This window comes from Caulobacter sp. P4_E5 (assembly GCF_056401555.1).
On the sequence record NZ_JBFUJD010000078.1, the window covers coordinates 1 to 20,741 of the forward strand.

The 20,741-nt window shown below is 68.8% G+C and carries 18 protein-coding genes; 8 read left to right on the forward strand and 10 right to left on the reverse strand.

The genetic code is table 11. The features are described from left to right. Positions 1–79 precede the first annotated feature (79 nt). The 4 genes from otsA to AC1DSO_RS20055 form a co-directional block, all read right to left on the reverse strand. Entirely contained in the window at positions 80–1,567 is a 1,488-nt protein-coding gene (gene otsA, locus AC1DSO_RS20040; RefSeq protein WP_477070485.1) for an alpha,alpha-trehalose-phosphate synthase (UDP-forming), read from the reverse strand. Then, entirely contained in the window at positions 1,564–2,358 is a 795-nt protein-coding gene (gene otsB / locus AC1DSO_RS20045) for a trehalose-phosphatase (protein ID WP_477070486.1), read from the reverse strand. The genes otsA and otsB overlap by 4 nt, the downstream gene beginning before the upstream one ends. Positions 2,359–2,476: 118 nt before the next feature. Beyond that, positions 2,477–5,434, reverse strand: coding sequence for a TonB-dependent receptor (locus AC1DSO_RS20050; protein WP_477070487.1), 2,958 nt, complete (start codon positions 5,432–5,434; stop codon positions 2,477–2,479). Positions 5,435–5,659: 225 nt separating this feature from the next. Continuing rightward, complete coding sequence (locus tag AC1DSO_RS20055) at positions 5,660–7,456, reverse strand: glycoside hydrolase family 15 protein (protein WP_477070488.1); 1,797 nt, start codon at positions 7,454–7,456, stop codon at positions 5,660–5,662. A gap of 202 nt (positions 7,457–7,658) precedes the next feature. On the opposite strand from AC1DSO_RS20055, the gene AC1DSO_RS20060 reads away from it, so the two are divergent. The 4 genes from AC1DSO_RS20060 (at position 7,659) to AC1DSO_RS20075 (ending at position 10,925) form a co-directional block, all read left to right on the forward strand. After that, entirely contained in the window at positions 7,659–9,170 is a 1,512-nt protein-coding gene (locus AC1DSO_RS20060; protein WP_477070489.1) for a L,D-transpeptidase family protein, read from the forward strand. Between the two features lie 75 nt (positions 9,171–9,245). Further along, on the forward strand, positions 9,246–9,893 hold the full coding sequence (gene mepK, locus AC1DSO_RS20065) for a peptidoglycan L,D-endopeptidase MepK (protein ID WP_477070490.1): 648 nt from the start codon (positions 9,246–9,248) through the stop codon (positions 9,891–9,893). A gap of 14 nt (positions 9,894–9,907) precedes the next feature. After that, on the forward strand, positions 9,908–10,255 hold the full coding sequence (locus AC1DSO_RS20070; RefSeq protein WP_477070491.1) for a hypothetical protein: 348 nt from the start codon (positions 9,908–9,910) through the stop codon (positions 10,253–10,255). A gap of 271 nt (positions 10,256–10,526) precedes the next feature. Further along, complete coding sequence (locus tag AC1DSO_RS20075) at positions 10,527–10,925, forward strand: GFA family protein (RefSeq protein ID WP_477070492.1); 399 nt, start codon at positions 10,527–10,529, stop codon at positions 10,923–10,925. 52 nt (positions 10,926–10,977) lie between these two features. On the opposite strand, the gene AC1DSO_RS20080 is transcribed toward AC1DSO_RS20075, so the two are convergent. The 5 genes from AC1DSO_RS20080 to AC1DSO_RS20100 all read right to left on the reverse strand — a co-directional run bounded on the left by AC1DSO_RS20080 (position 10,978) and on the right by AC1DSO_RS20100 (position 13,989). Continuing rightward, on the reverse strand, positions 10,978–12,018 hold the full coding sequence (locus tag AC1DSO_RS20080) for a substrate-binding domain-containing protein (RefSeq protein WP_477070493.1): 1,041 nt from the start codon (positions 12,016–12,018) through the stop codon (positions 10,978–10,980). Positions 12,019–12,132: 114 nt separating this feature from the next. Then, positions 12,133–12,540: an arsenate reductase (glutaredoxin) gene (gene arsC / locus AC1DSO_RS20085; protein WP_477070494.1), complete on the reverse strand. Its 408-nt coding sequence runs from the start codon at positions 12,538–12,540 to the stop codon at positions 12,133–12,135. Then, positions 12,537–13,202, reverse strand: coding sequence for an MIP/aquaporin family protein (locus tag AC1DSO_RS20090; protein ID WP_477070495.1), 666 nt, complete (start codon positions 13,200–13,202; stop codon positions 12,537–12,539). Before AC1DSO_RS20090 ends, arsC begins: the two co-directional genes overlap by 4 nt. Beyond that, entirely contained in the window at positions 13,199–13,522 is a 324-nt protein-coding gene (locus AC1DSO_RS20095; RefSeq protein ID WP_477070496.1) for an ArsR/SmtB family transcription factor, read from the reverse strand. Before AC1DSO_RS20095 ends, AC1DSO_RS20090 begins: the two co-directional genes overlap by 4 nt. A gap of 44 nt (positions 13,523–13,566) precedes the next feature. Then, positions 13,567–13,989: an Rrf2 family transcriptional regulator gene (locus AC1DSO_RS20100; RefSeq protein WP_477070497.1), complete on the reverse strand. Its 423-nt coding sequence runs from the start codon at positions 13,987–13,989 to the stop codon at positions 13,567–13,569. 143 nt (positions 13,990–14,132) lie between these two features. On the opposite strand from AC1DSO_RS20100, the gene hmpA reads away from it, so the two are divergent. Next, a complete protein-coding gene (hmpA, locus tag AC1DSO_RS20105; protein WP_477070498.1) occupies positions 14,133–15,338 on the forward strand; it encodes an NO-inducible flavohemoprotein in 1,206 nt (401 codons plus the stop codon). A gap of 157 nt (positions 15,339–15,495) precedes the next feature. On the opposite strand, the gene xth is transcribed toward hmpA, so the two are convergent. Beyond that, positions 15,496–16,269 (reverse strand): exodeoxyribonuclease III, encoded by a 774-nt coding sequence (gene xth / locus AC1DSO_RS20110; protein ID WP_477070499.1) that lies wholly within the window; start codon positions 16,267–16,269, stop codon positions 15,496–15,498. A 148-nt stretch (positions 16,270–16,417) separates the two neighbouring features. On the opposite strand from xth, the gene AC1DSO_RS20115 reads away from it, so the two are divergent. From AC1DSO_RS20115 to AC1DSO_RS20125, 3 genes are read left to right on the forward strand one after another with little or no spacing between them, the layout of a single operon-like run. Continuing rightward, positions 16,418–16,927, forward strand: a complete 510-nt coding sequence (locus AC1DSO_RS20115; RefSeq protein ID WP_056046042.1) for an RNA polymerase sigma factor — start codon at positions 16,418–16,420, stop codon at positions 16,925–16,927. 8 nt (positions 16,928–16,935) lie between these two features. Beyond that, positions 16,936–18,024: a FecR family protein gene (locus AC1DSO_RS20120; protein ID WP_477070500.1), complete on the forward strand. Its 1,089-nt coding sequence runs from the start codon at positions 16,936–16,938 to the stop codon at positions 18,022–18,024. Positions 18,025–18,082: 58 nt separating this feature from the next. Continuing rightward, the gene (locus tag AC1DSO_RS20125; protein ID WP_477070501.1) at positions 18,083–20,650 is read left to right on the forward strand and encodes a TonB-dependent receptor; all 2,568 of its coding nucleotides are present in this window, start codon (positions 18,083–18,085) and stop codon (positions 20,648–20,650) included. Positions 20,651–20,741: the final 91 nt, after the last annotated feature.

The window sequence follows — 20,741 nt, forward strand, 5'->3', positions numbered from 1 at the left end:
GTGCGGTTGCCCCTGGGTCCCGGCTCTCCGCTGCGCTACGGCCGGGATGACACAAATTTTTTGAGCTTTGCCAGACCCCCTAAGCCCGCATCGCCTTCGCTTCGGGGCCCTGGCTCCGCAGCGCCTTGGCCGCCACGTCCAGCGAGCGCACCGGCGCCGGCTTGATTTCCGCGTCGTCCTCGCCGGGACCCGGTCGCGCGCGCAGCGCCGCCACGAAGTTGTCGCGCCAGGCGGTGACGTCCTCGCGCTCGACATTGTCGAACAGGGCCTCCCAGCGCCGCTTGCGCTCCTTCAGCCCCATCGACAGGGCCCGCTCGAGGGCGTCGGAGATCTCTTCGGGGCTGTTGGGATTGACGATCAGGGCGTCGCGCATCTGCCGCGCCGCGCCGGCGAAGCGGGAGAGGATCAGCACGCCCGGATCCTCCGGGTCCTGGGCCGCGACATATTCCTTGGCCACCAGGTTCATGCCGTCGCGCAGCGGCGTGACCAGGGCGGCCTTGGCGGCCCGGTAGATGCCGGCCAGCTCGTCGCGCCGGTACGAGCGGTTGACGTAGCGGATCGGGGTGAAGTCCATCTCGGCATAGGCGCCGTTTATGCGCCCGATCAGGCCGTCCAGGCGTCCGCGCAGATCCTGGTAGGCCTCGACCTCGTCGCGCGACAGCGGCGCGATCTGCAGCAGCATCACCTTGCTGCGCAGGTCGGGGTGGTCGTGCAGGAACCGCTCGAAGCCGACCAGCCGCTCTTCCAGGCCCTTCGAATAGTCCAGGCGGTCGACGCCGACGATCATCTTGCGGAAGACGCTGTGGGCCATCATCCGATCGTAGACCTTGCGGGCGGTCTCGCCCTGGACGAGCTGGGCGAAGTCCTTGGCGTCGACGCCGATCGGGAAGGCGGCCGCCTGGATGCGCTGGCCGAACGCGACCAGCTCGCCGCGCTCGTTCTTGGAGCCGTGCACTTCCGAGAACACGTAGCCCTCGAAGGCCTGCAGCGACTCCTCGGTCTGGAAGCCGATCAGGTCGTAGTGGAACAGGGCCTCCACCAGCGCCCGATGGCGGGGCAGGGTGGTGACCAGCTGGTGGGCTGGCCAGGGGATGTGCAGGAAGAAGCCGATCCGGTTGGTCACGCCCATCCGCCGCAGTTCGCGGGCGACCGGGATCAGGTGGTAGTCATGGACCCAGACGATGTCGTCGGGCTCGATCAGCGGCAGCAGGGTCTCGGCGAAGCGCTTGTTGACCCGGTCATAGCCCTCGCCGAACGAGCGGTCATAGGCGGTCAGGTCGACGCGGTAGTGGAACAGCGGCCACAGCGTCTTGTTGGCGTAGCCGTTGTAATACTCCTGGTAGTCGGTCTCCTCGAGGTCGACGGTGGCGACCGTGACGCCCTCGATCCGCTGCATGTTCAGCTGGCCGGTGAATTCCGGAATGGTCTTGCCGCTCCAGCCGAACCAGATGCCGGAATATTCCTTCAGCGCCGCGGCCAGGGCCATGGCCAGCCCCCCGACGCTGCCTTCGCCCTCCGCCGAGCTCGGCGGATTGACGCGATTGGACACGACGATCAGGCGGCTCATGCGTGGGCCCCAAGAGCGTCCGCGGGCGCGCAGAGCCCTTCCAGCCAGCGATAGACGGCTGCGGTGTCGGCGAGATGATGGTCAGCTTCAGTCGGTCGGGCCTCGCCGACCAGCACGCCGAAGCCGCCCAGGCGCTTGACGGCGGCGAAGCCGTCCTCGTCGGTCAGGTCGTCGCCGACAAACACCGGCGTGGCCCCGGCGAACGGCGGTTCGCGCAGGAAGGCCCGCACGGCCGCGCCCTTGTCGGCGCCCGGCGTGCGCAGCTCGGCCACCATGTCGCCCAGCTGCAGGACGAGGCCGGTGGCCTGGGACAGGCGCTCGGCGGCCTCGATCACGGCGTCGGCGCAGGCGGGCGCGTTGCGATAGTGCAGGGCGACGCTGAGGTCCTTGTCCTCGAACAGCAGGCCGCGTTCGCAATGGGCCAGCTCGCCCAGGATGCGGCGGGCGTCCTCGAGCCCGGCGTGGGGCTCGCGACGGGTGACCGCGCCGTCGGCGGTGCGCCGCACCAGGCCGTGCACGGCCGCGATCGCGGTCACGCCGCCGCCCAGGATATGGTCCAGGTCGGGCAGGGCGCGGCCGCTGACCACGGCGACGCGGTCCTCGAAGGCCTCGCGCAGGCGGGCGATCAGCCGCGCGCGGCCGGGGTCGGGGCCCACGTCGTCGGGACGCGGCATGATCGGCGCGAGCGTGCCGTCGAGATCCAGGAACAGCGCCGATCGGCGCGGCAGGTCGAAGGGCGGAGGCGGAAGGTCGACAGACTCCGCCCGCGAGACCGGCTGTGCCGCGGTCATGGCGAGAACCCCCTCATCAATAAGCAACATCCGGCCAAAACGCCGGAGGGCCGTGTTCGATCCCGGGAAGCGCGCGAGTTCCCGGGATCGTGAGCGCCGATGAGGGCTCTGGACCGGTCTAGAACAGCAGTTTGCGGAAGCTGAACTGAACCACCCGACCGCGCGGATCGAGGTAGTCGGGCTGGTAGGTCACCGGGATCGCGCCATTGGCGTCGCGGACCGTCTGCTGCTGGTCGAACAGGTTGTTGACCGACAAGCTCAACCGCGTCCCGCGCAGGATCGGATGCTTCTGGACCAGCTCGCGCCGGACGCCCAGATCGGCGAACAGGCGCAGGTTGATGGTCGCCAGGTCCGAGAAGTCCAGGTCGCTGGTCGCGCCGCCGACGCCGCTGTTGACGTGGGTTCCGCTCTTCCAGTTGGCCGACAGGCGCGCGCCCAGGCCGTAGCGGGTGATCCCCGCCTGGGCCTCGACCTCGTGGCGGGGCTGGCCGCCGCCCGAGCCCAAGACGTCGCCGTTCAGCAGGTCCAGGGCCGGCAGGGCGTCGTTGATCGTCACCCGCTCGCGCAGGTGGATGGTGTGGAACAGCGCCAGCTGCAGGCGGGTGGCGCGCGGATTGCCGCCGCCGCCCCGGCCGCCGAAGCCGCCACCGCCACGTCCACCGCCGCCGCCGAAGCCGCGCGCGCCCGGGCCGTCGCCACGTCCGCCGCCGTCGAAAGCCGGACGCGGGGGCTCTTCGCCCGTCGGCGGGGTCTGGCCCGTCTGCTGGGTCTGGGCGGTGGTGTCGGTCGTATCGGGCTGCGGCTGCGGCGGTCGGTTCGCATCGCTGTCGCCGGTGTTGCGAGGCAGAAGCTCTGCGCCCGGCACGGCCGATTGTCCGGCTTGCCCGCCGCCACCAGGACCGCCGCCGAAACCGCCGCCCTGACGACCGCGCCAGCCGCCGGGCGGCGGGGGCGGGGTCTTGCCGATCTGGCGCGAGAAGTTCAGGCCCCAGCGGAACTGCTGGCTCTCGCGCTTGGCGAAGTTGACCGGGCGGGTGTCGATGCGGGTCAGATTGCCGTCGGCGTCGCGCGTGAACCGGTCGGGGAAGGCGGCCTCGACCGCCGCCGTTGCGGCCGGGAAGCCGGCGACGGGGTTGTTGATCCGGATCCGCGTGTAGTTGGCGGTCAGCGACAGGCCGGTGATCTTCTCGGGCTTGTAGGTCGCGCCCAGCCTCAGGACGTTGCGCTCCTCGGCCTTCAGGTCGGGATTGCCGCCGCTGATGCGGGTGACGTCGACCGTTTGGCCGCGCACATAGTCGAAGATCTGGGCGTTCGGCGTGGTGACCAGCGGATTGCCCAGCTGGGCGATGCTGGGGGCGTTCTCCTGGCGGGTGGCCGAGACGATGAAGCTGATCGGCTTGACCGGCGACCAGTTCAGCCCGCCGCCGATCGTGGTCAGGGTCCCGAAGTCCGAGACCTGGCGCACGGCCAGGTTCAGGTTGGTCGACAGATCGCCGATCCCGGCCCGCACGCCCTTGCGGCGGCTGGCCAGCGGCAGGTCGAAGCTGACCTGGGCGTTGGCGTCGCCGCGCGACAGCTCGCTGTCGCTTTCCACGCCCGAGCGGCGCGAGGTCGCCTCCAGGCGCGAGCCGTTCAGCCCGGCCTTGAACGTCGTCGACAGGTCGCCGGCCTTGAAATGGGCCAGGGCGCCGTTGGCCACGAACTGCAGGTCGGCGGTGTCGCTGATCGAGCGGGCGCGGTCGGACAGCACCAGCTGGCCGTCCAGCGGGGCGAACGGGTTGAACGTCGGGTCCCGCGCCGCCAGGCGGGTGTTGACACCGGTCAGGTCGACGCCGCGATCGGTCAAGGTGGTGTTGACGGCGTGGTCGTAGTTGCCGGTCAGCGATAGCCGCAGGTCTTCGGTGTCGCGGTTCAGGGTGAAGCCGGCGTGGCCGGACAGGGCCTTCGAGGTCTGGCCCAGCGGGGCTTGCTCGCCGAGATAGCGGTAGAGGGCCACATCGCGGCCGAACGGCGAATAGGGATCGCCGGCGGGGATCAGCAGGCGGGCCCGGGCCGGACCCAGCAGGGAGTCGCTCTGCGAGGCCGTGGCCCCCAGGTTCAGGGTCGCCGAGACGTTGTCCCAGATGTAGCGGTTGGTGACGCTGTTGATCGACACCTGGGTGGTCTTCGGCAGCAGGGTGCGGGTGTCGCCGAGGTCGCCGACATTGGCCCGGTTGGCGCCAGGCAGGAACGCCGCCAGGGTGGGCGCGGCGCCGGCGGCCGAGGTCGGGACGCCGGCCACGGTGACCGGCGAACCGGCCAGGGCGCTGAGCGCCGGGTCGATCTCGCCGCCGGTGGGCGAGGCGAGGTTGCCCACGAAGTCGTAGACGCCGCTCTGGCCCCGGCTGATCAGGTCGCGGTCGCCTTCCAGCAGCGAGTCGCTGTTCTGCAGCTTGATGGCCAGGTTGGTGCGGCCCTGGCGGTTCAGACGCAGCTGGCTGTAGTTGGCCTGTTCGCTGAGCTGGCCGCCGTCGGTGGAGCCGCCGACCGCGCCCTCGATCGTCCGAGCCCGGAAACGCTGGCGCAGCACGATGTTGACGACCTTCTGGTCGGCCGAATAGCCGTACTTCAGCGCCACTTCCTCGGGCAGGATCTCGACCCGCTGGATGGCCTCGGTCGGCAGGTCGCGGATCTCGCCCTGGCCRGAAATGCGTCGGCCGTTCAGCAGCACCACCGGATCGCCGCCCAGGCCGCTGGTGGTCTGCGGGGCCAGCTCGGTGAGGAGGTCGGTCATCGAGCTGACCCCGAACGAGCGGACGTCGGCCGCGCTCAGGGTCTCCTCGGGCGGGATGTCGCCCAGCACCGCGCCGAACGGCTTGCCGCTGGCGGTGATGGTGACGGCCTCGACCTCGGTGTCGAGATCTTCCGGCGTGACGGGCTTGGCGGCGGGCTGGGGCGCGGCGGGGCGTTGGGCTGGCGCCCGGGCGGGCTGGGCCGGCGTTCGCGACGCGGGGACGGCAGGCCTGGCTTCCTGCGCGTGAGCGGCGCTGGTCGCGACACACCCCAGAAGACCGACCAAGGCCAGTTTGCGGCTCACCAAGGAGCTTCTCCGAATTTACGATGTCCCAGGCTCGCCGTTGCCTGCCCGATGTGGCGTCCAGATTTCAATGTTTGCCGAAACTGCAACATCTTCACCCGGTCCATCCTCTTTCCTGTCATCCCGGCGAAGGTCGGGGGAAGAGCCGGGACCGCCGGAAACGCCGAGCTTGCGGCGGTCCCGGATCGGCGCGCTGCGCGCTTGTCCGGGATGACAGGGATTTGTCTAGCGCACCGCCGTCCACGGCTTGCTCAGCAGGACGGCGCAGTTGATCAGGCCGACCAGCGAATAGGTCTGCGGGTAGTTGCCCCACAGCTCCCCGTCGGCGAAGCCGATGTCCTCGGACAGCAGGCCCGCGCCGGTGCGCCGCGACAGCATGTCCTCGAACAATTCGCGCGCCTCGGCCGAGCGGCCGGACAGGTGCAGGGCCTCGATCAGCCAGAAGGTGCAGATGTTGAACGCCGTCTGCGGCGAGCCGAAGTCGTCGGGAATGGCGTAGCGCAGCAGGTAGGCCCCGCGCCGCAAGCCTTCCTCGATCGCCCTCAGCGTGGCGACGTTGCGCGGGTCGTCGGGCTTGTGGAAGCGCAGGTCGACCAGTTGCAGCAGGCTGGCGTCCAGGGCGTCGCCCTCGAAGGTGGCCGAGAAGCGCCCCAGTTCCTCGTTCCAGGCCCGGCTTTCGATCGTCTTGCGCACCTGGGCGGCGCGGCCGTTCCAGAAGGCGGCCTTGTCCTTCAGGTCCAGCTTCTCGGCGGCGTTGCCCAGCCGGTCGCAGGCGGCCCAGCACATGGCCGAGGAATAGGTATGGACATTGGCCCGGCCGCGGAACTCCCACAGGCTGGCGTCGGGCTGGTCGTGCATCCGATAGGCCTGCTCGCCGACCGGTTCCAGGGCTTCGAAGTCCTCGACCGTCGCCGGCCGCAACAGGCGCTCGTCGAAAAAGGCCTGGACGGTCGACAGGATGATCTGGCCGTAGACGTCGTTCTGGATGTGCTCGAAGGCCTGATTGCCCACCCGCACCGGCCCCATGCCGCGATAGCCGGGCAGGTCGGGGGCGAAGCGCTCGGTCAGATGCTCTTCGAAGCCGACCCCGAACAGCGGCTGGATATGGCCGCCGGCCGCCCGGTCGACGATGTTGCGCAGATAGCCGAGATAGTTCTCCAGGATGTCGACCGCGCCCAGCCGGTTCAGGGCCTGCACCACGTAGTAGGCGTCGCGGAGCCAGCAGTAGCGGTAGTCCCAGTTGCGGCCGCTGTCAGCGTGCTCCGGGATCGAGGTGGTCAGGGCCGCCACGATCGCGCCGGTCTCCTCGTGCACGCACAGCTTCAGGGTGATGGCCGCCCGGATCACCGCCGTCTGCCATTCCAGCGGGATGGCCAGGCCCCGCACCCAGTTCTTCCAGTAGGCCTCGGTGTCGCGCAGCATCCGCTCGCAGGTCGGGCCCACCGGGGCGTCGAAGCCTTCGTCGGGGCCCAGGTACATGGCGATCGGCTGCTCCAGCCGGAACGTCCGCTCCTCCAGGATGTGCGAGACCGGCGCGTCGGTCGTGAGCCGAAGGGTCATGTCCGAGCATAGATAGCGGATGTGGTTCGAGCCCGAGGTGTGCTCGGCGATCTTGGCGCCCCAGCCGGCGGTGGGCCGCATGCGCAGGGTGACCCGCGCCACGCCGATGATCGGCCGGATCAGGCGGATATAGGCGGTGGGCCGGAAGATGCGGCCGAACTGCTGGTAGCGCGGGGCGAAATCCAGGATCTCGATCCGCGCGCCGTCCTCGTCGGCGATCTCGGTGCGCAGGATCGGGGTGTTGCGCAGATAGCCCTGGCGGACCTCGGCGCTACGGTCGACCTGGACTTCCCACAGGCCCTTGGCGTCCGGGCCGGCGGGATCGGCGTTGTCCAGCAGGGCGCTGAACACCGGGTCGGAATCGACGCGCGGCGCGCAGCCCCAGACGAAGCGGCCGGCGGTGTCGATCAACGCGCTGACCGCGCAATTGCCGATCGGGAAGAGGTCGAGCGACTTGTTCAAGCTTTTGTCCCCTTGGCGGCCCGTAACCCGATCTGGGTGAAACCAACGGTGTGGCTTGAGGGTTCCTGTTCTCGAAAAACGTCTTCGCGAAACGCCGGGAAGGTTCGCCTTCCACGCTACTCGCGTTGACGGCAAGGGCCGGCGTCGGCCATTTGGATCCTTAACGCGGCCTGGCCGCGCGTGTGCGGCGGGCTGTTCGACGGTGATGCGAGTATCGAGATCCTGCGGCGTCCTGGCTGTGGCGCTGTGCCTGCTGTCTCTCGCGCCGGCCCAGGCCCAGTCGCAGCGCCCGCCGCTGGCCGGCGGCAGGCCCGTGCAGTCGGTCCCGCTGATCCAGGCGCCGCGCACCTCGATCTTCCAGCCTGACCTGTCCAGCGTGCAGCTACGCGCCGACCAGGTCGAGGTGCTGCGCCGGGTGCTGGGCGACGCCTATACCCACGGCTTCGAGCTGGGGGCCTTCGCGCCTGACCAGGCCATCAGCCTCTATCTGAGCCGCGATCCGGCCGCCCGCGCCGCCGGCCAGAACCAGCTGGTCGGCCTGACCCTGGCCTATGCCCGCGCCGTGCGCACCGGCCGTCTGCCGGCCAGCGGCTTCATGAACGAGTGGGGCCTGCGCCCCGCGCCCTACGACCCGACCGCCGACTTCGTCCTGGCCGCGCAGCAGGATCGCCTGGCCGAATGGCTGGACGGCCTGCCGCCGCCCTATACCGGCTACCAGACCCTGCGCACGGGCCTGGCCACCTATCGCGACATCGCCGCTCGGGGCGGCTGGCCGCCCCTGACGCCCGGCCCGGACCTGAAGGAAGGCGCGACCGGGGCCCGCGTCGTGGCGCTGGAGGCCCGCCTGGCCGCCGAGGACCCGACCATCGCCGTCGACGCCGCCCCGATCTTCGACGCCGCCCTGACCCAGGCCGTGCAGCGGGCCCAGAAGCGCTTCGGCCTCAATCCCAACGGCATCGTCGACAAGAAGACCCTGGACGCCCTGAACACGCCGGTCGAGCGGCGCGTCGACCAGATCGTCGCCAACATGGAGCGCTGGCGCTGGCTGCCGCAGGTGCTGCCGGCCGATCGCATCCAGGTGAACGTCGCCGCCGCCATCCTGTCGGTATTCCACCACGACACCCCGACCCTGACCATGCGCGCGGTCACCGGGCGGCCCGGCGACGAGACGCCGATGCTGTCGTCGATGATCCACAGCATCGTGCTGAACCCGCCGTGGAACGTGCCGTCCTCGATCGCCGCCAAGGAGCTGTGGCCCAAGGAGAAGGCCAGCCCCGGCTATCTGCGCCGCAACGACTTCATCGTCATTCCGACCGGCGACGGCGGCTCGCGCCTGCAGCAGAAGGCCGGCCCCAAGGCGGCCCTGGGCCAGGTGAAGTTCGACTTCAACAACCCGTACGGCGTCTATCTGCACGACACGCCCAGCCGCTCGCGGTTCGACAGCTTCAGCCGCCTGGCCAGCCACGGCTGCGTGCGTCTGCAAAAGCCGATCGAACTGGCCAAGGCGCTGATGGAGGGCGACCCGCTCTGGACGCCCGAAAAGATCGACGAAACCATCGCCTCGGGCGACACCGTGCGGGCCAAGCTGCCCCAGCAGATCGCGGTCTTCCTGTTGTACTGGACGGCCTATGTGACCCCCGACGGGCAGGTGAATTTCCGCCAGGACCCGTATGGCTGGGATCGCGAGCTGGTGCAGCGGATCGCCGCACTCTGACCCTGCTCAGCTTGCTTTCTTAATCTTCCTGGGGTGTCCTTACCGCTCTTTAGTGTCGGGTAAGGGCGTAAACGCATGCATCGACGTAAGCTGCTCCAGTGGGGGCTGGGCGCTTTCGGGGCTGGACTTCTGCCGTTGGCGGCGCGCGCCGACGACGACATCATCGGCGATATCCTTGAGGGTAAAATCCCGGCCGCCCGCCCGGTTCCGGCTGCGCCAATCGCCCTGCGCCCGACGCCCGTCGAGGCGCCCGTGGTCAAGGCGGCGGTCGATCTGCGCTGGGTCCATCTGCACAACATCCATACCGGCGAAAAGCTGGAAGCGGTCTATTGGGACAACGGCGCCTACGTTCCCGACGCCGTCAACGCCTTGAACAAGGTGCTGCGCGACTACCGCAACGACGAGGTCCACCCGATGAATCCGGGCCTCTACGACATCCTCGATCAGATCGCCAAGAAGACCGAGGCCAAGAGCCCGTTCCAGGTCATCTCCGGCTATCGCTCGCCGGCGACCAACAGGCTGTTGTCCGAACGCAGCGGCGAGGTCGCCAAGCGCAGCTTGCACATGGACGGCAAGGCCATGGACATCTATCTGGAGGATGTCGCGCTCGAACACGTAAGGGCCGCGGCCCTGGATCTCGGACGCGGCGGCGTGGGTTATTATCCCAGCAGCAAGTTCGTGCACGTCGACGTCGGTCCCGTCCGCAAGTGGTCGGGGACCTAGTAGGGAAGAGTTAGATGAGCGAGCGTCGCGGCAATCCGTTCGGTTGGGTCATTCTTGGCTTCATCGTCGGGGTCTTGGCGACGTTCGGGACCATCCTGTTCCTGACCTCCAGCGGCGGCGGCTACGAGGACGGCCCGTCCGAGGTCCGCACCGCCGCCGACGACGCTGCGACCGCGGCGATGAGCGCCAAGTCGATCTCGTCCCAGCCGGCCCCGCACAAGATGGAGACCTCCGCGCCGATCGCCGAGGTTCCCGCGGCCGCTGCCCGCGCCGATCGCCCGGCCGCCCAGCCCCAGGCGCTGGATCCGCAAGTCGCCGACGACGCCGCCGCCGCCGGCATGACGTCGCGGGCGCGGCCGTAAGAATTCCCCTCTCCCCTTGCGGGAGAGGGTGGCCCGCGAAGCGGGTCGGGTGAGGGGTGGAAGGTAGAAACCGCCGCGACAGTGGATATGCAGGGCGTAGGCTGAAAGGCCTTTCGACCCCTCATCCGTCGCCTACGGCGACACCTTCTCCCGCAAGGGGAGAAGGGGTTCACCCCCGCGACAACTCGCCTCAACCGCCCCCCACACCCTGCTGACACCAAGCTGGCGACAGGGGAGGCGCAGTTTCCTTGAGGGTTCAAGGAGATGCGTATTGACGATCAAGGGAAGTTGCTGCTGCGGCGGCGTCCGCTTCGAGCTGTTCGAGCGACCGGCCATGATGGGGGCCTGCCACTGCTCGCGCTGCCGCAAGGCCGGCTCCAGCACCTATGTCTACGTGCGGACCGAGGCGTTCCACTGGCTGGCGGGCAGGGAACTGCTGGTCCGCTACCAGCCCAAGCCGCCGATGACGTTCAGCCGCGCCTTCTGCCGGCGCTGCGGCACATCGCTGGGCGATCCCGATGGCGCGCGGGTGGTGGCCATCGCCGCCAACTGCCTGGACGACGACCCGGGCGTGCGGATGGACTTCCACGAATACGCGCCCGACAAGCCGCCCTGGTACGAGATCTGCGACGACGCCAAGCCGTACGGCCATGACGTCGAACCCAAATGAAAAAGGCGGCGGCCGAAGCCACCGCCTTTCCATGCTTGGCGCTTGAGGGCGCTTAGTCCTTCGGCATCGGCATGGGCGGCAGAGCGCCGGCCTTGCCCTTCATGGCTTGGTGCTGCGGCGGCGGCAGCGGGATCAGGCCGCGGCCTTGCAGATAGCCGCCGCGACCGGTGGCGGCGTCCGACACGAACTCGGTGACGAACTCCTTCAGGCCCGGCGTCACGCCGACCTGCGACTTCTTCACGTAGACGTAGAGCGAACGCGACAGCGGATACTGGCCGCTGGCGATGGCCTGGGCCGTCGGCTTCACGCCGTTGACCGACGCGCCCTTGATGCGCGAGGCGTTCTCTTCCAGGAACGAATAGCCGAACACGCCCAGGGCGTTGGGGGTCTTCTCGATCGTGCCGACAATGGCGTTGTCGTTCTCGCCGGCGTCGACCCAGGCGCCGTCGGTGCGCATCGGCGAGACGGTGGCCTTGAACTTCTTCTCGTCGTCGGCCTTCAGCTTGGCCAGGGTCGGCAGCTTGGCGGCGCCGCCCTCCATGGCCAGCTCGACGAAGGCGTCACGGGTGCCCGAGGTGGGCGGCGGGCCGTAGGCCAGGATGCGGGCCTTGGGCAGGCTGGGCCCGACCTCGTTCCAGTTCTTGTAGGGCTGCTTGACCAGCTGGCCGCCGCGCAGGGTCTGGTCGGCCAGGCCCAGGTACAGCTGCTCGAGCTTGAAGTTGAAGTCCGGGCCCTTCTTATCGACCGCCACGACGATGCCGTCGAAGCCGATCTTGATCTCGACGATGTCCTTCACCCCGGCCTTCTGGCAGGCCTGGAACTCGGACTTCTTCATCGGGCGCGAGGCGTTGGCGATGTCGGGGAACTTCTCGCCCGTGCCGCCGCAGAACATCTTGATGCCGCCGCCGGTGCCCAGGCTCTCCACCTTGGGCGACTTCTTGCCGGTCTTCTTCGAATAGTTCTCGGCGACGCGCGTCGAGAACGGGAACACGGTCGAGGAGCCGGCCGCCCAGACATAGTCGCGGGCTGCGTAGGCGTTGTCGGCGACGGCGAGCAGGGCGACGGTCGCGACCGCGCCAATGAGCTTGTTCATGTCGTCAAAATCCTGTGTCGTCCGGTGACTTGGGGGAGCATGCCGGACCGATGACCGGGCTTTTGTCACAGTTCGACGACAGTTTTACGACAGCGTCCGTATGCGGACAAACCTCTACCGTTTAACGACCTCGCCATCCTCCTTGGTGAAGCTTTCGGGGACATTGTCCAGCAGGTCGAAGACCTTCTCGGACGGCCGCGCCAGGGCCACGCCCTTGGGCGTCGCGACGATCGGGCGGTTGACCAGGATCGGGTGCTCGACCATCGCCGCCAGGATGACGTCGTCGGCGACGCCTTCTTCGAGCAGGCCCAGGTCCTCGGCGGGCGTGCCTTTCTCGCGCATCAGCTCGCGCACCGTCAGGCCCGAGCGAGCGGCGAGATCCAGCAACTGCTCGCGGGTCCAGCCTTGCTTCACGTATTCGACGATGGTCGGCGCATAGCCGGCGGCCTCGACCATGGCCACGACGTTGCGCGAGGTGCCGCACTTGGGATTGTGGAAGATGGTGACGGGGAAGGCGGTCATGCGGGTTCCTGCTTGAACATCCAGTCGAAGACGGCGAGCGCCAGGGCGGCGCCGACGACCTGGCCCAGGACGAAGCCCAGGATCGAGCCCGGCGCTATGCCGGAGAAGGTGTCGGTCAGGCCGCGCGCCAGGGTCACCGCCGGATTCGCGAACGAGGTCGAGGCGGTGAACCAGTAGGCGGCGGTGATGTAAAGCCCGACGCAGGCCGCCGTCATGCTCGGCTTGAACCGTGAAGTCCCCAGGATCGTGGCCATCAGGCCGAAGGTGGCGACGGCCTCGGACAGGACCTGGGACCCGCCGTCGCGGGCGTGGGTCGAAACCTGCAGGATCGCCTGGCCGAACATGGCGTGGGCGATCCAGACGCCGGCCAGGGCGCCGCCGATCTGGGCGACGACATAGAGCGCGGCGTGGCTGGGCGCGATTTCCCGGCGGGCGACCATGGCGGCCGTCACCACGGGATTGAAGTGCGCGCCGCTGACCGGGCCGAAGATGGTGATCAGCACGACCAGCGCCGCGCCGGTGGCCAGGGTGTTGCCCAACAGGGCCAGGGCGTCCTGGTCCGGGGCCAAGGTCTGGCCCATCACGCCCGACCCGACCACGACGGCCAGCAGCAGGGCGGTCCCCAGGGCCTCGGCGGCGAGGCGGCGGCTCAGCGAGCTCACGACCGGCACGCGAAGGCGGTGGTCGGCAGGCAGCCCTCGGGCGCGCCGGCGCAACAGTCCTCGGCCAGGTAGGCGACCAAGACGCTCATCGCCGTGTAGTCGGCCGCGTGCAGGATCGATCGGCCCTCGCGCCGCGAGCGGGTCAGGCCCGCGCGCTCCAGGATGGCCAGCTGGCTCGACAGGGTGCTGGGCGGAACGCCGATCAGGCGGCCGATCTCGCCGGCGGGCAGGCCGTCGGCGCCGGCCTTGATCAGCAGGCGGAAGGCCGCCAGACGCGCCGGATGGGCCAGTGCGGACAAGCGGTCGATCGCCAGTTTCATTTCCATATTTCTAGAATAATGGAAATATTGGCGCGCCGCAATCGCTACGAGGCCAGGGTCAGCAGCCGCCGCGCGGCGGCTTGGTCGGCGACGATCGCGTCCAGGGTCTGGGCGTCCAGCACGGCCAGGAAGGCGGCGGTGGCCTCGTTCAGCGTGCGGGGCAGGCCGCAGACGGGCGCGACCTTGCAGCTTCCACAATCCACCAGCTGGAAGCCGTCCTCGGTCTGACGCACCACGTCGCCGATGCGGATCTCCGAGGCCGGCTTGCCCAATCGCAGTCCACCGCCGCGCCCGCGCTGGGCGGCGACGAAACCGGCCTTGGACAGCTGCTGCACCACCTTCATCAGGTGGTCCTTGGAGATGCCATAGGCGCGGGCGATCTCCTGGATCGAGACCGTCTGGTCATCGTGCGCGGCCAGGTGCAGCAGCACGCGGATCGCATAGTCGGTGTAGCGGGTCAGGCGCATCTGGAGGCTCGCTTACAGTTCTGGATCGGCGGCGTCGAGCGGAGCGCGGCTAAACAGGTACTTAAGGGGCATCTTTTCTTGTTCCAGCTCTGGCGTGGATATAGATGCATATTGTCTGCATCTTATAAAGAAGAGCGCCTCCCATGACGACCCCGCTGAGCGACAAGACGATCTCCCTGGTCAAGGCCACGGTCCCGGCCCTGGCCGAGCACGGCGCGGCGATCACCACCGCCATGTACGCGCGCCTGTTCCAGGACGCCCACATCCGCGCGCTGTTCAACCAGGCCAACCAGGAGTCCGGCGCGCAGGTAAAGGCCCTGGCCGGCGCGGTGCTGGCCTACGCCAAGAACATCGACAACCTGGGCGTCCTGGGCGCGGCCGTCGAGCGCATGGCCCAGAAGCACATCGGCTACAACATCCTGCCCGAGCACTATCCCTACGTCGCCACGGCCCTTCTGGGCGCGATCAAGGACGTGCTGGGCGACGCCGCCACCGATGAAATCCTGCAGGCCTGGGGCGAGGCCTACTGGGCCCTGGCCAACATCCTGATGGGCCGCGAGGCCGGCATCCGCCAAGAGATCGAGGCCCAGGAGGGCGGCTGGAGCGGCTGGCGCGCCTTCGTCGTCGAGAAGAAGATCCGCGAGAGCGCGGTGATCACCTCGTTCGTGCTGCGGCCCGAGGACGGCGGCAAGGTCGTGGTCCACAAGCCTGGCCAGTACCTGACCTTCAGCTTCGACACGCCGACCGAGAAGGGCGTCAAGCGCAACTACTCGATCTCGCAGGCCGCCAACGGCGAGACCTACCGGATCTCGGTCAAGCGTGAGACCAACGGCCTGGCTTCGGGCCACCTGCACGACGCCATCCAGGTCGGCGACGTCCTGATGGCCACCCCGCCGGCCGGCGACTTCCACTTCAAGGCCGCCGAGCGTCCGGTGGTGCTGTTGAGCGGCGGCGTCGGCCTGACGCCGATGGTGGCCATGCTGGAGGCCATCGCCGCCGACCATCCGGAACTGGAGGCCCACTTCGTCCACGGCGCACTGAACGGCGACGTCCATGCCCTGGGCGCGCAGGTCAAGATCCTGGCCGCCGCCCACGGCCGCGCCAAGGTCGCCACCTTCTACAGCGAGCCGGGCGCGGCCGATGTGCTGGGCCAGACCCACGACGTCGAAGGCTTCGTCTCGATCGACTGGCTGAAGGCGGAGACGCCGTTCGACACCGCCGACTTCTACCTGTGCGGCCCCAAGCCGTTCCTGCGCAGCCTGGTCGGCGGCCTGGTCGCGGCGGGCGTGCCGTCCGACCGGATCCACTACGAGTTCTTCGGCCCGGCCGATGAGCTGCTGGCGGCTTAGGCAATAACTCAGAGCCCAAAATCCCGTGTCATCCCGGAAGCCTCGCAGAGGCTGTCCGGGACCCAGGGGCCAGCCCTGTGCGGTGGTCCCTGGATCCCGGCTCTCCGCTTCGCTGCGGCCGGGATGACACTGGAAATGGGTTCTGAAGTTCGAACCTCTACTCCCCCAACTCCACCCAGACCGGCGCGTGGTCACTGGGCTTTTCGCGAGCCCGCACGTGCCGGTCGACCCCGGCGGCGACCAGGCGCGGGGCCAGGATCGGGTCCAGCATCAGGTGGTCGATCCGCAGGCCGGCGTCGCGATCGAAGCGGCGGCGCAGGTAATCCCAGAAAGTGTAGATCCGTTCGTCCGGATGCAGCGTCCGCAGAGCGTCGGTCCAGCCCTGGTCGAGCATGTAGCGATAGGCGGTCCGCACCTCGGGCCGGAACAGGGCGTCGTCGCGCCAGCGGTCGGGGACATAGACGTCCAGGTCGGTGGGGATGATGTTGTAGTCGCCGGCCAGGATCACCGGTCGCTGCTCGGCCAGCAGGTCCTCGGCGTGCAGCAGGAAGCGCGCGTACCATTTCAGCTTGTAGTCGAACTTCGGCCCTGGGGCGGGGTTGCCGTTGGGTGCGTAAAGGCAGCCGACGATCAGATCGCCGACCTCGGCCTCGATATAGCGGCTGTGCGGGTCGTCCGGATCGCCGGGCAGGCCGCGCCGGCGCTCCACCGGCTTGTCGCCGCGCGCCAGGATCGCCACGCCGTTCCAAGCGCTCTGGCCGTGCCAGATGGCGCCGTAGCCGGCCTCGCGGATCGCGTCTTGCGGAAACCGATCCTGCGGCGCCTTCAGCTCTTGCAGGCAGGCGACGTCGGGCTTGTCCTCGTCCAGCCAGCGCAGCAGCGCCGAGAGCCGGCCGTTGACGCCGTTGATGTTGAAGGTGGCGATCCGCATCGGGACGCCAACGGCGCGGCCGAGCCGCCGGTTCCGAAGGGCCCGGACAAGCTCTGGCCAAAAAACTTCGCGGGTGCTGGTGTGCGTCCGACGAACCTGCGCGTCATGGGTTGCAGGGAGCGGTATCAGGCTCGGCGAGGTTCCAGCGGTGCGGCAGGCGACGCCACACGATCTTCGGGGTTTGGATCGGCGCTACAGGCCAGCGCTGATGGCCTTCTTCATGCGCCGCGCGGCCAGCCACAGCGACGCCGAGGACATGACCCAGGAGCTGTTCGCCAAGCTGGCCCGGGTCGAGGACCCGGCCATGGAGAACGCCGACGCCTACATCTTCCAGATGGCCGCCAACCTGCTGCGCGACCGCCACCGGCGCGAACGAGTGCGGGCCAGCTATCGCGCGACCATCGCGGCGGGCGATCCCGTCGACCTGGAGCCGCTGGACCCCGCCCGCATCCTGCTGGGCCGCGAGGATCTGGGCGCGGTGTCGCGGGTGCTGCGCGAGCTGCCCGAGCGCACGCGGGCCATCTTCCTGCTGTATCGGCTGGAAGGCATGAAGCAGGCCGAGCTGGCCACTCTTTACGGCATGACCACCAGCGGCGTGCAGAAACACATCCTCAAGGCCATGGGCCACCTGACGCGACAGCTGAGGGCGGGCGAATGAGCGGACCCATGGACGACGACAAGATGGACCTCGCCCTCGACCTCGCCTTGGACCAGGCCGCCGAATGGTGCGTGCGCCTGTCGGAAGGCGAGCTGACGCCGGTCGAGCAGGATGAGCTGGACGCCTGGTTTGCCGAGGACCCGGAACATCGCGAGCTGCTGGACGACGCCGTCGCCGCCTGGCGGGCGGTGGACGAGCAGGCGGCGCACCCCGGCATGATCGCCCTGCGCGGCGAAGCCCTGAACGACCTGCGCCGCGCCCAGCGCCGCCAATGGGCCGAAAAGCCCGGCCCGCGCGTGGCGATCTGGAGCGCCGCCGCGGCGGTGGTCGCCGCCGTCGCCCTGGGTGGCGGATTGACCTGGCGGGCCAGCCTGCCGGACGTCTATCGCACTTCCGAGGGCGAGCGGCGTATCGTCGAGCTGGCCGATGGCTCGCGCGCCTCGCTGGACGCCGACACGGTGCTGAAGGTCCGCTACGACGGCGACCGCCGGCGGCTGTGGCTGGAGCAGGGCCGCGCCAAGTTCGCGGTGGCCAAGGATCCGCTGCGGCCGTTCTCGGTCGCGGCCGGCGGCAAGCTGGTGGTCGCCACCGGCACCACGTTCAGCGTCGAGCGGATCGCCGACCAGATGCGGGTCGTGCTCTACGAAGGCCATGTCGCCGTATTGGACGGGGAGGGCGCCAAGGGCCGTCCGCCGCCGTTGCTGCGCGTGAACGGCGCGCCGACCGAGAAGTCGCTGACGCCCGACCACGAGCTGGTCGCCCAAGTCAATTCCGAAGCCGCTTCGGTCATGCCCGCCGATCCCTCGCGGGCCGGGGCCTGGGAAACCGGCCAACTGGTGTTCCAGGACGAGCCGATGAGTCTCGCCGTCGAGCGGGTGAACCGCTACGCCCGCGAGAAGCTGCGGATCGGCGACCCGACGGTCGCGTCCTTGCGGATCAGCGGCGTCTTCACCTCAGGCGACACCCGCGCCTTCGTCGACGGCGTCACGGCGGTGCTGCCGGTGCGCGCCRTCAACGGCCAGGGCGAGACCGTGCTGCGCTCGTTCCAGCGCCAGCCAAAAAGTTTTTCGAGCGGCGGTGAGTCCTCCGTGGAGTGAGGCGTCTCACTTACCAAAAGCGCCGATAGACAGAACAAGCGGCGCGAGGGAGGGACGAATGAGCAAGTCTTTCGATCAACGTTGGCTGCTGGGCGCCTCGGCGGCCGTGCTGATGGCCCTGGCCGCGCCGGGTGTCGTGTCGGCGCAAGCGCGCGCTGAACAAACCTATGACATTCCGGCCCAGGACCTGGCTGGCGCCCTGCGCGCCTTCGGCCGGGCTTCGGGCAAGCAACTGGCCTTCGACGAGAACCTGACCCGCGGCAAGCGGGCGCCCAGACTGAAAGGCGAATTCAGCGCCGACGAGGGCCTGACGCGCCTGCTGGCCGGCTCCAACCTGGTGGCCCAGCCGACCGCCAGCGGCGTCTACGCCATTCGTGAGCGGCCGCTGCTGGTCAGCGCCAGCGCCGCCGGCCAGGTCGCCGCGCCAGCTGCCGCGGTAGAACAAAGCCGTCCGGAAGAACCCGCCGAAGTCGACGAAGTGATCGTCGTCGGCACCCCCGGCGGCGCGGGCGTCGACAAGCTGTCGGCCAGTTTCGCGGTCACCACCGTCAACGCCCAGGACATCCTGAAAGCCTCGCCCAAGAGCAGCGCCGAGCTGCTGAGCCTGGTGCCCGGCGTCTGGGTCGAGACCTCGGGCGGCGTGGCTGGGGCCAACGTCTTCGTGCGCGGCTTCCCCGCCACCGGCRACGCCGAGTTCCTGACCATCCAGCTGCAGGGCGCGCCGATCTATCCGCCCTCGACCCTGTCGTTCCTGGAGAACTCGTCGATCTTCCGCGTCGACGAGACGATCTCGCGGATGGAAGCCCTGCGCGGCGGTCCCAACCCGATCTTCTCGAACGGCCAGCCGGGCCTGACCACCAACTTCATGCTCAAGGAAGGCGGCCAGGAGACCAAGGGCCTGATCAAGGCCACCACGTCCGACTACGGCCTGCGCCGCGTCGATGGCGTGGTCAGCGGCAAGCTGGCCGACGACCTCTATTTCATGGCCGGCGGCTATGTGACCCGCTCGCCGGGCATCCGCGACACCCAGTTCGATAGCGAGAAGGGCCAGCAGTTCACGGTCAACCTGACCAAGCGGCTGGAGCGCGGCAAGGTCAACTTCTATGCCCGCTTCACCGACGACCACGGCGCCTGGTACTTGCCGTTCGCGATCAACGTGCCCGGCGTCGACAAGGGCGAATATACCCAGCTGGGCGATCTCTCCCGCCAGCAGACCCTGCAGGTCCACGCCAACGGTACGACCCGCAACTTCGACCTGGCTCACGGCCGAGGCTGGAAGGGCTATGTGGCCGGCGGCAGTTTCGAGCACGAGTTCGGCGACGGCTGGACGGTGCGCGACCGCTTCAGCTTCACCAAGGGCGACGCCGACACCTACGGCCTGGTGCCGGACGGCGGGGCGGTGACCGCCGCCTCGGTGGGCGCCGTGATCGGCGGCCCGGTCCGGACGCGGGGCGGGGCGACCCTGGGCTCGGGCGACTACGTCCAGAACTGGGGCGCGTGGATCGTCGAGAAGGACATCGAGGCCTTCGTCAACGACTTCAGCATCAACAAGAAGATCGGCGGCCACTCGATCTCGGCCGGCTACTACGCCTCGAGCTTCTCGTCGGACGACTTCTGGACCATCGGCAACTTCAAGCCGATGCAGGTCAAGGCCAATGGCGACTACCTGGCGGCCAACGTTTCGTGCGCCAATCTCGCCACGGCCGGCAGCGGCTCGGGCTGTTGGGCCTATGGCCTGAACTCGAACGGCGACGGCAAGGTCAACGCCTTCTACCTGGCCGACTCCTGGCAGATCATGGAGCGCCTGCGCCTGGACGTCGGCGCGCGCCACGAGACCTTCGACACCGACTATGTCGTCGACGACGGCAACGGCTATCCCGACGGCCTGGCCATCCGCACCGTCGACTACAGCAAGAGCAAGCTCTCCTACACGGCCGGCCTGAACTACGACCTCTCGGAAACCTCGGGCGTCTTCGCCCGCTATTCGAAGGGCTACAAGTTCCCCAGCTTCGACAACTTCCGCGAAAACCTGACCGACACCCTCAGCGTCAAGCAGTACGAGCTGGGCTACAAGCTGCGCTCGGGACCGTTCGAGCTGTACGCCACCGGCTTCGCCAACAGCTTCGACGGGGCCAAGTTCGCCGACGTCGGCGGCGTGCTGGAGACCAACGCCAACAAGGCGCGCGGCATCGAGCTGGACGGCCGCTGGCGCTCGGACTTCGGCCTGTCGCTGTCGCTGAACGGCACCTTGCAGAAGACCGAGATCAAGAAATCGTCGATCCCGGGCAACACGGGCAACAGCGCCCAGCGTCAGCCCAACTGGCAGATCCGCTTCACGCCCAGCTACGACGTCCAGCTGGGGTCGGTGGCCACCACCTTCTACGGCACGGTCAGCGCCGTGGACGACCGCTGGGGCGACAACGCCAACACCCAGACGCTGAACGGCTACACCAAGGTCGATCTGGGCGCGATCTTCAACGTCGGCGACTTCAGCGTCCAGGTCGCCGCCGACAACCTGACCAACAGCCATGGCCTGACCGAAGGCGATCCGCGCTCCACCAGCGGCGCCAACGCCCGGCCGATCCTGGGCCGCTCGGTGCGGCTGTCGGTGGGGTATAACTTCTAGGCCTTGGCTTACCGCTATCTCTCCGGCGAAAGTCGGGGCCTGGGTCGCAAGGCCTTGCGTTTCGGACTATCGTCCGACGCTCTGGTTGTAT

Excerpts from the sequence above, each read along its gene's own strand:
- AC1DSO_RS20100 (WP_477070497.1), bottom strand. The coding sequence starts at position 13,989 with ATGCGCCTGACCCGCTACACCGACTATGCGATCCGCGTGCTGCTGCAC.
- otsB (WP_477070486.1), bottom strand. The coding sequence starts at position 2,358 with ATGACCGCGGCACAGCCGGTCTCGCGGGCGGAGTCTGTCGACCTTCCG.
- otsA (WP_477070485.1), bottom strand. The coding sequence starts at position 1,567 with ATGAGCCGCCTGATCGTCGTGTCCAATCGCGTCAATCCGCCGAGCTCG.
- hmpA (WP_477070498.1), top strand. The coding sequence starts at position 14,133 with ATGACGACCCCGCTGAGCGACAAGACGATCTCCCTGGTCAAGGCCACG.
- xth (WP_477070499.1), bottom strand. The coding sequence starts at position 16,269 with ATGCGGATCGCCACCTTCAACATCAACGGCGTCAACGGCCGGCTCTCG.
- arsC (WP_477070494.1), bottom strand. The coding sequence starts at position 12,540 with ATGACCGCCTTCCCCGTCACCATCTTCCACAATCCCAAGTGCGGCACC.
- mepK (WP_477070490.1), top strand. The coding sequence starts at position 9,246 with ATGCATCGACGTAAGCTGCTCCAGTGGGGGCTGGGCGCTTTCGGGGCT.
- AC1DSO_RS20070 (WP_477070491.1), top strand. The coding sequence starts at position 9,908 with ATGAGCGAGCGTCGCGGCAATCCGTTCGGTTGGGTCATTCTTGGCTTC.
- AC1DSO_RS20095 (WP_477070496.1), bottom strand. The coding sequence starts at position 13,522 with ATGAAACTGGCGATCGACCGCTTGTCCGCACTGGCCCATCCGGCGCGT.
- AC1DSO_RS20080 (WP_477070493.1), bottom strand. The coding sequence starts at position 12,018 with ATGAACAAGCTCATTGGCGCGGTCGCGACCGTCGCCCTGCTCGCCGTC.